Source organism: Saccharothrix sp. CCNWYY140 (genome assembly GCF_037401995.1).
GTDB lineage: Bacteria > Actinomycetota > Actinomycetes > Mycobacteriales > Pseudonocardiaceae > Actinosynnema.
The window spans coordinates 17,768-27,891 of sequence record NZ_JBBEGC010000099.1 but is presented as its reverse complement, the minus strand read 5'-3'; the positions used below and the strand labels follow the sequence as shown (position 1 = coordinate 27,891).

Genomic DNA, 10,124 nt, shown 5'->3' with positions numbered 1-10,124 from the left:
CTTGAACCAGATCGGCCACCACCGGCGTGACCAGCACCAGAGCGCCCCCGGCAGGATTCGAACCTGCGACCTCGGGATTAGAAGTCCCTCGCTCTCTCCACTGAGCTACGGAGGCTTGAGGGCAGCGACCACGCGCTGTAGCAGGGTAGCTGCCCCACCGGACACATCGTCCGGAAGGCGCGGACCGTTTCGTCCAGGCACCAGAAGAGTGATCAAGACGGCCTAAAAGTGAGGTGGATCACTCCGGTGGGGCTGTCGAGTCGCGCTCCACGAGCGTGACCGGCAGTCTGGACGGCTCTCCTGGTCTCCCTCCGTCCAGGAGGCGCAGGGCCAGTTCGCCGGCTCGCCGACCCTTCTCCGTCAAGAGTTGACGGACAGTAGTCAGCGGTGGGTTGGAGTGTTGGGCGAACGGCACGTCGTCGAAGCCCACCACCGACACGTCGCCGGGCACGTCCAGGCCCAGCTCGCCGGCCGCCTGGAGGGCGCCGAAGGCCAGCTCATCCGACGCGCACAGCAGCGCAGTGGGGCGAGGGGACAGCCTGAGCAGGCCTCGGGCGGCGGTTCGGCCCAGGTCTCGGCGGCTGCCGGGGACCTCGAAGACCGGGGTGTCGGGGCCGGTCACGGCCAGGAAGCCGGCGAGGCGGTCGCGAGACACGCGGAAGACGGCCGACGAAACGCGAGCAGGAGGCGCGATGCCGGAGTAGCCGTCCGGGTTCAGCCCGAACGTGATGACCCCGAAGCGCACATGCCCCAGGGAACGCAGGTGGGCCGCCGCCATCCGCGCGCCGCCCTCGTCGTCGACCTCCACGCGAGCCGTGTCCGGCAGCACGGGCTGGTCGATGACCACCAGCGGCAAGCCCCGCGCACGAACGGCGTCCAGGGCGGGCGCGTTGTCGGGCAGCGAATAAGCGACCACGACGTCCGCAGCGGCTCGGGCGACGGTGGACGGCCGCGGGCCGCCGGTCTCGTTTCCGGGCATCAGGACCAGGCAGTGGTCGTGGCCGTCGACGGTGGAGGCCAGGCCGTCCAGCACGATCGACACCGCCGGGTCGGAGAACGCCGCCGACAGCTGCTGGCCGAGCATGAAGCCCACGGCCGCGCTGTGCCGCGTCGCCAGGCTGCGGGCCACGGGGTCCGGCCCGGCGTACCCGATGGACGCCGCCGTCTCCAGGATCCGCTCCCGCAACGCCGCCGACAGCTGGTCCGGCCGGTTGTAGGCGTTGGAGACCGTCGCGCGGGACACCCCCACCGCACTGGCGACGGTGTCGAGGGTCGGCTTCCGGGGGCGGTCCACGTGATGAGGTTAACCGGGTAATCGGTTGGACGTTCTGAAGCGCTTCAGTCACACTCGAACGCGTGTCCCGTGCAGCCGTCTTCGCCGTCTTCCTCTTCAACGGCGCCCTCTTCCTGTCCTGGGCTGCCCGGATGCCCGCGCTCGCGGCCCAGGTCGGCGCGTCCGAGGGCACCCTGGGCCTCGCCCTGCTGGGTGCGAGCATCGGCCTCGCCCTCACCGCGCCCTTCGCCGCACGCGCCTGCGCCACGCTCGGCGCGCGCAAGCTGGTGGTCGTCGGCGTCGCCGTCACGGTCCTCGGCGTGCCCGCCCTCGCCCTCGCCGACACCCCGCTCCACCTGGGCCTGAACCTGTTCGTCCTGGGCGCCTCGGGCGCGACCCTCGACGTCGGCATGAACGTCGCCGCGGTCGCCGTCACCCGTGCCCTCGACCGGCCCTTGATGCCCCAGTTCCACGCCGGCTTCAGCATCGGCGGACTGGTCGGCTCGCTGGGCGCCGCAGCCGCAGCCGGCGCGGGCTGGGGGCTGACCCGGCACCTGATCACCGCGGCCATCATCGGCGCGATCGCGATGGCCGCGCTCTTCCGCCACATCCCGGGCGCGACCGGGGAGACCGCCGAGACGAGCCAGGACCGCCGGCCCGTCCTGCGCCGACCGGTGCTGTGGCTGCTGGCGGGCATCACGCTGTTCTCCGCCATCGCCGAAGGGGCCGCCTCCGACTGGTCCGCCCTGTTCTTCGTGCAGGAGCGCCACACCGGCGAGGCCGCCGCCGCGGCTGCCTACGCCGGGTTCTCCGTGGCAATGGCCGTCGCCCGGCTGGGTGGCGAACCCGCCCAGCGCCGCCTCGGCCCCTACCGGCTGCTCGCGGGCGGTGCGATCGTCGCCGCGACCGGGCTCGCGCTGGCCGTCACGGTGCCGGTGACCGCCGTCGGGTACGCGGGGTTCGCGCTGGTCGGCCTGGGTCTCGCGTTCTGCTTCCCGGTCGTCATGGACCTCGCGGGCGACGCGGGGAAGCGCGCGGACGGCACCGGCGGCGAACGGGAGATCGGTCTGGTGACGACCGTCGCCTACACGGGCTTCCTGGCCGGTCCGCCGCTGGTCGGCGGCATCGCGCAGGCCAGCGACCTGAGCGTGGCGCTGGGCTGCGTGGCGCTGATCATCGCCCTGATCGTGCCCACGGTCCTCGCCGCGCGCGGCGCCCGGACCAGGGAACTCAGGCCGCAGGAAGCCGGTTCACCGCGGCCTTGACCATCGGCTGCACGACCGCGACCATCTGGTCCTCGTTGCCGCCCTTGAGCGACATGGCGACCAGGATGGTCCGCGTCGAGTTCACCGCGGTCGCGGTCGTGCACACGGTCGAACTGCCGTCCCGCTCGCACAGCACCCACGACGAGTTGCCATCCACCACGACCTCGTGACCCTTGGGCTGGCGGCCCTGCACCTCTTCGTACTTCTTGTACAGCGCGGTCACCACGGTGCCGTCCGCCACGGGGAACTGGCACGACTCCGGGATCACGTCGTCCTTGCGCGAGGGGTCCTTCGTCAGCCCGCCGAGCGGCTTGACGTCGTCGGCGGTGAGCAGCTTGCACGGGTCCACGCCGGCCACGGACCGCTGCTTGGCGATCTTCGGCGGACCACCGCTCGACCCGGACGCGGTGGTCGACGGCGTGGACGACGGTGTGAAACCCGCCTCGGGCAGCGCGTCGCCGTTGATGGTGTAACTGCACGCCGACAGGACGAGCGCGGACAGGGCCACCAGGAGCAACGTGCGGGTGCTGGTCACGACACGCAACGGTAGCCGGTGTGATCGCCGCACGTCCGGCGGTTGGTGGTCGCGCCACCGCTCCGCCTACGCTCGACGACGTGCCCATCGACGCGCCCACCCGAACGCAGCGCACCGGTCTGATCCCCCTGCTGGTCGTCGGCACGGCCATAGCCGCGCTGGTGGCGGCGGGCCTGGCGACGCTGACCGGCGCGGACCGGGTCGGCCTGCTGGTGGTGCGGGTGCTCACCGAGTCCGCGGCGGCCGTGACGATCGGCTCGCTGCTGCTGGCCGCGTTCCTCGTCCCGCCGCAGGAGAACGGGAACCTGGCCGCCGACGGCTACGCGGCGCTGCGCACGGCGGCGTGGACGGCGCTGCTGTGGACGGTCGGCGCGGTGGCGTCCGTGCCGTTCACCATCGCCGACGCCCTGGGCCAGCCGGTGAGCGCCGTGATCGAGCCGTCCGTGCTGTTCCAGCTGGCCGGGTTCATGGAGCAGGCCAAGGCGTGGATGATCACCGCGGTCGTGGTCGCGGTGCTCGCGCTGGGCTGCCGGCTGGTGCTGTCGTGGGGCTGGACGGTGGCGTTGTTCCTGCTGTCCGTGTTCGCCCTGATGCCCGTGGCGGTGACCGGGCACTCCTCCGGCGGCGGCGCGCACGACGTGGCCACGAACAGCCTGCTCTACCACCTGGTGGCGGCGTCGTTGTGGGTCGGCGGGCTCATCGCGCTGCTCGCGCACGGCCGGCGCGGCGGCGACCACCTCGGGTTGGCGGCGTCCCGGTTCTCCAAGCTCGCGTTGGTGTGCTGGCTGATCATGGCCGTGTCCGGCGTCATCAACGCCAAGGTGCGGCTGCCCTGGAGCGTGCTGTTCACCAGCGAATACGGCCTGCTGGTGCTGGGCAAGGTGGCCGCGCTGATCGTCCTGGGCGTCTTCGGCTACCTGCACCGCACGAAGAGCGTCAAGGAAGTCCAGAACGGCACGAGCCGGTCGCTGCTCAAGCTGGCGGGCGTCGAGATCCTGCTGATGTTCCTGACCCTGGGTCTGGCGGGCGCGCTGAGCCGGACGCCTCCGCCGCCCGAGGGACGCGTGTTCCCCAGCACGGTGGAGATCCGCATCGGCTACGACCTCGCGGGCGCGCCGACGTTCACCCGGTTGCTGTTCGACTGGCGGTTCGACCTGATCTTCGGCGCGGGCGCGATCGCGCTGGCCGTGGTGTACCTGCTGGGCGTGCGACGGCTGCGCAAGCGCGGCGACGCGTGGCCGGTGGGTCGCACGATCGCGTGGGTCGCGGGCTGCCTGACCGTCCTGCTGGCCACGTCGTCGGGCATCGGCCGGTACGCGCCGGCGATGTTCAGCGTCCACATGGAGAGCCACATGCTGCTCTCCATGCTCGCCCCGATCCTGCTGGTCCTGGGCGGCCCGGTGACCCTGGCGCTGCGGGCGCTGCCCGTGGCGGGCAAGGGCAACCCGCCCGGTCCCCGTGAGTGGATCCTGGCGCTGGTGCACTCCCCGGTCGCCCGGGTGCTGACCAACCCGTTCGTGGCGCTGGCGTTGTTCGTCGGGTCGTTCTACGGCCTGTACTTCTCCGGCCTGTTCGACTGGGCGCTGGACTTCCACTGGGCGCACCTGCTGATGAACCTGCACTTCATTCTGGTCGGGTACGTCTTCTACTGGCCGGTGATCGGCATCGACCCGGCGCCGAAGCGGCTGCCCCCGCTGGGCCGGCTGGGTCTGCTGTTCGCGTCCATCCCGTTCCACGCGTTCTTCGGCATCGTGCTGATGAGCTCGCAGACCGTGATCGGCGAGAACTTCTACCGCGGGCTGGCGCTGCCGTGGATCACCTCGCAGCTGGAGGACCAGCGGCTGGGCGGCGGCATCGCGTGGGCGGCGGGCGAAGTTCCCCTGATCGTGGTGATGGTCGCGCTGCTGGTGCAGTGGGCGCGCTCCGACGACCGGGACGCCCGGCGATCCGACCGCAAGGCCGACGCCGACGGTGACGCGGACCTCGCCGCCTACAACGCGATGCTGCGCAAGCTGTCCGAACGGGAGTGACGCCGGTACTCGCCCGGTGCGACGCCGTGGGCGCGCTTGAAGGCCTTGGCGAAGGCGAACTCGGACGTGTACCCGGTACGCGCCGCTAGTGCGCCCAATGGCGCGTCGGTCTCTCTCAAGAGCTTCGCGGCGGTCGTCATGCGCCACCACGTCAGGTAGGCCAACGGCGGCCGGCCGACCAGGTCGGTGAACCGCTTGGCGAACGCCGCCCGCGACAGGCCCGCCTCGCCACCCAGGGACTCGACCGTCCACGGTGCTTGAGGGCGGTGGTGGATGGCGTGCAGGGCCTTCGTGATGGCCGTGTCGTGCAGCACGGGGGACGGGTGGTCCTCGAACCACGTCCGCAGCACGTACAGCAGGAGCATGTCCACCAGGGCTTTCACCGCGGCGTCGGCGCCCGTGCCAGGGTGGTCGATTTCGGCGCGCAACAGGTCGATGGCGGCTGCCAGAGGACCTCGCGCGGCCACGTGGACGAAGGTCGGCAGGTTGGCGAGCAACGGGTGCGGCCGGTCGAGCAGGTACGCGCCGCACAGCATCAAGGCCGGACCGGTGCCGGACAGGTCGTAGGACGAGCCGCGCGGTGTGCACACCACGTCACCAGCGTGGAGCGTGATGCGTTCCTCGGCTGTCCGCAGCTCGCAGGAACCCTTGATCACCACATGGAACCCGGCGGCCGTGTAGTGCGGCACATGAGTGGCCCACGGGCCGTCTTTGACGGTGCGGCCGGAGTGCGGACGGCCGGTGCGGACCGCGTCGATCACATCGCTGAGCACGTCCACGACCCCAGGCTAGACGAACGGACATGGTCGCCGGATCTTGAGACATGCGGTCCGGACGGCCGTTTTCCTAGCGTCAGGGCCATGACGATCGCTGTGTACGGGGCCAGTGGCCACACCGGGAAGCTCGTGGTGGACCGACTGCGCGGGGAGGACGTGCTGCTGCTGGGCCGGGACGCCGAGCGGCTGCGTGGGCTGGGGCCGTTCGAGGTGGTGGGGCTGGACGAGCCGGACCGGCTGGCCGACGTCCTGCGCGGGTGCGACGTGGTGGTGAACTGCGTGGCGCCGTTCGAGCTGCACGGGGAGGCGGTGGTGCGGGCGGCCATCGCGGCGGGCACACACTACGCGGACCCCGCGGGCGAACAGACCTACATCGCGAGGGTGTTCGACCGCTACGACGAGGCGGCGCGGGACGCCGGGGTGACCGTGGTGCCGATGGTCAACGACGGCGGGTTCCTGGTGGACCTGCTGGTGTCGGTGGTCGCCGGGCGCCTGGACCGGGTGGACGAGATCGTGCTGGCGCACCGTTTCACCGGCCCCACGAGCCTGTCCCGGGGAAGCGGGCGCACCGGACTGGCCAACCTCGACCTGTTCCGCACCGGCGGTCTCGTGCACACCGGCGGCCGGTTCACCGACGCCCCGGTCCGGACGTCGTCGCTGCTCTTCCCGGGCGACGACGAACCGTCCCCGGTGGCGGGGTTCGCGCTGCCGGAGATCGCCACCATCCCCAGGCACGTCGCCGCCGGGCATGTCGAGGCGGTCGGGGAGGCGGACGTCGTGGCGCTGTTCGCCGCCGTGACACCGGAACTCGTGGAGACCCTGCCCGAGAACCCGGCGTCCGACGGCGGATTCGTGCTGGTCGCGGACGTGACGGGCGACCGGCGGCTGCGCGGTGTCGTCACCGGGCGGGACACCTACGGCACCGCAGCCGCCGCCCTGGCCGAGGCGGCCCGCAGGCTGGCCGCGGGTGCGGCGAAACCCGGCGTGCTCGCCCCGGCCCAGGCGTTCGACCCCGTGGACGTCCTGGACACCCTGGACGTCACCTGGTCGATCTCCTAGAGCGGCCGGCGGAAGCCCCGCACCGCGAACGCCCAGCCGATGGCCGCGAGCGCCGCGCTGGTCGCCAGCGCACCCACCACACCGGTCACCGGGTGCGCCAGGGCCAGCGCGCGGGCCGCGTCCACGGCGTGGGTCAGCGGGTTGACGTTCGCCACCGCCTGCAACCAGCCCGGCAGGCCCGCGACCGGCACGTACGCGCTGGAGGCGAACATCAGCGGGAACATCGCCAGGAAACCCACGGTCTGCATCAGCTCGGCGTTGCGCAGCCAGGTCGCGACGGCCAGGAACACCCAGCCCAGCCCCCAGCCCACGGCCAGCGACAACGCCAGCGCGGCGGCCATGCCCGCGATCCCGCCGGCGGGGGAGAAGCCGAAGATGGTCACCGCGAACAGCAGCATCAGCACCAGTTGCGCGGCCGTGCGGACCAGGTCGGACAGGCTGCGGGCGACCAGCACCGAGCCCAGCCGGATCGGCAGCGACCGGAACCTCGCCAGCACGCCGTTCTTCATGTCGGTGACCAGGCCGACGCCGGCCTGGAGCGCCGCCTGCATGGCGGTGTTCACCAGGATCGCGGGCATCAGGAAGTCGATGTAGGAGACGCCGGACGGGAAGCCGGGCGTGTTCGCGATGCTGGCGAAGATCTGGCTGAACAGCGTCAGCATGATCAGCGGTTGGAGGACGCTGAACACGATCATCCGCGGGTCGCTGACCAGCGTGCGCAGCGACCGCTGGGTCAGCACCAGCACCTGGGTGCCGAAGTCCGTGCCACGCCAGCGCGTGGCCGTGAGGGTGGTCATGGTGGCTCCTATGCGGCGTGCGCGGCGAGGGTCAGGTAGACGTCGTCGAGGGTCGGCTCGCCCAGGGCCAGCTCGGTGGCCTCCAGACCCACCTCGTCCAGCGCGCGGACCACCACGGCCAGCTCGCGGGACGACGCCACCGGGGCGGTGAGGGTGTTGAGCGCGGGCACCGGCTGCATTCCGGCCCGTTCCAGGGCTTCCTGCGCCTTGGGCACGTCCGAGACGTCGGCCAGCGTGACGGTGACCGTGCGCTGGCCGACCTGGGCCTTCAGCTCGGCGCTGGTGCCCGCGGCGACGACCTTGCCCTGGGCCAGCACGGTGATCCGGTCGGCCAAGCGGTCGGCCTCGTCCAGGTACTGCGTGGTCAGCAGGACGGTCGTGCCGTCGTTGACCAGGCGTTCCACGATCTCCCACAGGCCCAGGCGGCTGGCCGGGTCCAGGCCGGTGGTCGGCTCGTCCAGGAAGATCACCTCGGGGTGGCCGACGAGGCTCGCGGCCAGGTCCAGCCGGCGCCGCATGCCGCCCGAGTAGGTGCGGGACGGGCGCTTGGCGGCGTCGGTGAGGTCGAACAGCTCCAGCAGCTCGGTGGCCCGCTTCCGGGCCTCCCTGGTCGACGCGCCCAGCAGGCGGGCGATGAGGACCAGGTTGTCCAGGCCGGACAGGCCTTCGTCCACCGAGGCGAACTGGCCGGTGAGCCCGATCCGGCTGCGGACCTGGTGGGCCTGGCGGACCACGTCGAACCCGGCCACCTTCGCGCTGCCCGTTTCCGGCGGGAGCATCGTGGTCAGGACGTTGACGAGGGTGGTCTTGCCGGCGCCGTTGTGGCCGAGCAGGCCCAGGACGGTGCCCTTCGGGACGGCGATGCTCACCCCGTCCAGTGCCTTGTGCGCGCCGAACGCCTTGCCGACGTCCGTCGCCTCGATCATCAGGTCGTTCACCTGTCCCCCTTCAGTGCGCCGTGCAGGAAAAGTTCGACGAGTTGGTCGGTGTCGGCGGCGGAGTCGCCGAACCCCGGGCCTTGCATGCGGTTGGTGAACACGAGGCCGAGCAGGAGGCGGGCGGCCAGTTCCGGGTCGACGCGCAGGCGCTCGGCGTCCGGGTCGAACAGCCGCGCCACGCCCTCGGAGATGCGCTGCATCTCCACCGGCGGCCCCTGCTGCTTCTCGTGGTCGGGGCGGTAGCCGGAGTCGCGCAGGACGCTCATCAGCTTCCACATCCGGTCGAGGTAGCCGGAGACGGCGCTGATCGCCCAGGACAGCCGGTCGGCGAGGGTGGTCGCCTGGCGGGCGTCCTCCAGCAGCCGGAGCTCGGCGTCCACGGCGAGGACGGACTTCACGCAGGTGGCGATCAGCTCCTGCTTGTCCTTGAACGCCCGGAAGACCGTGCCCTCGGCGATGCCCGCCGCCTTGGCGATCTGGCTGGTGGTGACGTTCGCGCCCTGGTCGAACAGCAGCGGCAACGTGGCCGCGACGATCGCCTCCCGCCGGTCCTCGGGGCTCATCGCGGGTGCGCGCTTCCGCTTCTGCGTCGTGTCCTCGGGCATGGGACCACTGTATGAGTGAGTCCTCACTCATGTCAACGAGTGAGGACTCACTCATTCGCTGGGGTGCTCAGTTGTCCACAGGCCCGAAGTTGTCCACAGATCACGAACTCGTGCTTTCGCTCCCGCCCCGACCTGCGGAACCTGGACCCACGGAGATCAACCCGAGGAGGAAGTCATGGCCTACAACGAGACGCGCGTCACGATCACCGGGGTCGTCGCGAGCGAGGTGACCCGCACGGTGGTCGGCACGGGAGCCAGCCGCGCCAACTTCCGCATGCTGACCCGCGAACGCCGCTGGGACCTCGAATGGCAGGCGTGGGTCGAGGGCGGCCACATGTTCCTGTCGGTCACGTGCTGGCGGGACCTGGCGGACAACGTCAAGGCGTCGCTGGCCAACCGCGACCCGGTGTTCGTCGCGGGGAAGCTGACGATCAAGGAGCTGCCCGACGGTGGGAAGTACCGCCAATTCGTCGACGTCGAGGCCTACGCGGTCGGCCCCGACCTGACCAGGTGCACGGTCGCGCTCACCAGACCGCCGGACGGCCCACCACCTCCACCTCCCAAACCCGAGCCCGCCGCCACCACACCCGACCCGCCCGAACCCGCCATCGCCGCACCCGAACCCGCCATCACCCCGCCCGAACCCGCCATCGCCGCACCCCGCAAGGAAGGAGAGGTCGCTCCCACCCGCCGCAAACCCCGCGCCCCCCGCACCCCGCCCACACCGTCCACCCCCGACCTGGGCCTCGAACTCGGGGAGGTGGAGAAGGTGCCGTTCTGAGCCCGGCGTCCCAGTGGGTGGACCGAGCCCGCACAAAGGCCGCGTGTGGAGCAGTCGACGCCCGG

The 10,124-nt window shown here is 71.6% G+C and carries 10 protein-coding genes and 1 tRNA gene; 4 read left to right on the top strand and 7 right to left on the bottom strand.

The annotated features are described in order from the left end of the window. Window positions 1–42: 42 nt before the first annotated feature. Both WBN91_RS30380 and WBN91_RS30375 read right to left on the bottom strand, forming a co-directional pair. A tRNA-Arg gene (locus tag WBN91_RS30380) sits at window positions 43–115 on the bottom strand. A 123-nt stretch (window positions 116–238) separates the two neighbouring features. Continuing rightward, window positions 239–1,294, bottom strand: coding sequence for a LacI family DNA-binding transcriptional regulator (locus tag WBN91_RS30375; RefSeq protein ID WP_337727707.1), 1,056 nt, complete (start codon window positions 1,292–1,294; stop codon window positions 239–241). 62 nt (window positions 1,295–1,356) lie between these two features. Here WBN91_RS30375 and WBN91_RS30370 point away from each other — a divergent pair, with 62 nt between their 5' ends. Next, entirely contained in the window at window positions 1,357–2,538 is a 1,182-nt protein-coding gene (locus WBN91_RS30370; protein WP_337727706.1) for an MFS transporter, read from the top strand. On the opposite strand, the gene WBN91_RS30365 is transcribed toward WBN91_RS30370, so the two are convergent. Beyond that, on the bottom strand, window positions 2,504–3,073 hold the full coding sequence (locus WBN91_RS30365; protein WP_337727705.1) for a DUF3558 family protein: 570 nt from the start codon (window positions 3,071–3,073) through the stop codon (window positions 2,504–2,506). The two genes, WBN91_RS30370 and WBN91_RS30365, sit on opposite strands and share 35 nt — an antisense overlap. An 80-nt stretch (window positions 3,074–3,153) precedes the next feature. Between WBN91_RS30365 and WBN91_RS30360 the strand changes: the two genes are divergently transcribed. Beyond that, entirely contained in the window at window positions 3,154–5,103 is a 1,950-nt protein-coding gene (locus WBN91_RS30360) for a cytochrome c oxidase assembly protein (RefSeq protein WP_337727704.1), read from the top strand. Here WBN91_RS30360 and WBN91_RS30355 read toward each other — a convergent pair. After that, the gene (locus tag WBN91_RS30355; protein ID WP_337727703.1) at window positions 5,064–5,882 is read right to left on the bottom strand and encodes an AraC family transcriptional regulator; all 819 of its coding nucleotides are present in this window, start codon (window positions 5,880–5,882) and stop codon (window positions 5,064–5,066) included. The two genes, WBN91_RS30360 and WBN91_RS30355, sit on opposite strands and share 40 nt — an antisense overlap. Window positions 5,883–5,963: 81 nt before the next feature. On the opposite strand from WBN91_RS30355, the gene WBN91_RS30350 reads away from it, so the two are divergent. Continuing rightward, complete coding sequence (locus tag WBN91_RS30350) at window positions 5,964–6,938, top strand: saccharopine dehydrogenase NADP-binding domain-containing protein (RefSeq protein ID WP_337727702.1); 975 nt, start codon at window positions 5,964–5,966, stop codon at window positions 6,936–6,938. Here the strand turns inward: WBN91_RS30350 and WBN91_RS30345 are convergent. From WBN91_RS30345 to WBN91_RS30335, 3 genes are read right to left on the bottom strand one after another with little or no spacing between them, the layout of a single operon-like run. Further along, complete coding sequence (locus WBN91_RS30345; RefSeq protein ID WP_337727701.1) at window positions 6,935–7,735, bottom strand: ABC transporter permease; 801 nt, start codon at window positions 7,733–7,735, stop codon at window positions 6,935–6,937. The two genes, WBN91_RS30350 and WBN91_RS30345, sit on opposite strands and share 4 nt — an antisense overlap. Before the next feature lie 8 nt (window positions 7,736–7,743). After that, complete coding sequence (locus WBN91_RS30340; protein WP_337727700.1) at window positions 7,744–8,673, bottom strand: ATP-binding cassette domain-containing protein; 930 nt, start codon at window positions 8,671–8,673, stop codon at window positions 7,744–7,746. Further along, complete coding sequence (locus WBN91_RS30335) at window positions 8,670–9,278, bottom strand: TetR/AcrR family transcriptional regulator (RefSeq protein WP_337727699.1); 609 nt, start codon at window positions 9,276–9,278, stop codon at window positions 8,670–8,672. The genes WBN91_RS30340 and WBN91_RS30335 overlap by 4 nt, the downstream gene beginning before the upstream one ends. 175 nt (window positions 9,279–9,453) lie before the next feature. On the opposite strand from WBN91_RS30335, the gene WBN91_RS30330 reads away from it, so the two are divergent. Next, window positions 9,454–10,059 (top strand): single-stranded DNA-binding protein, encoded by a 606-nt coding sequence (locus WBN91_RS30330; protein WP_337727698.1) that lies wholly within the window; start codon window positions 9,454–9,456, stop codon window positions 10,057–10,059. Window positions 10,060–10,124: the final 65 nt, after the last annotated feature.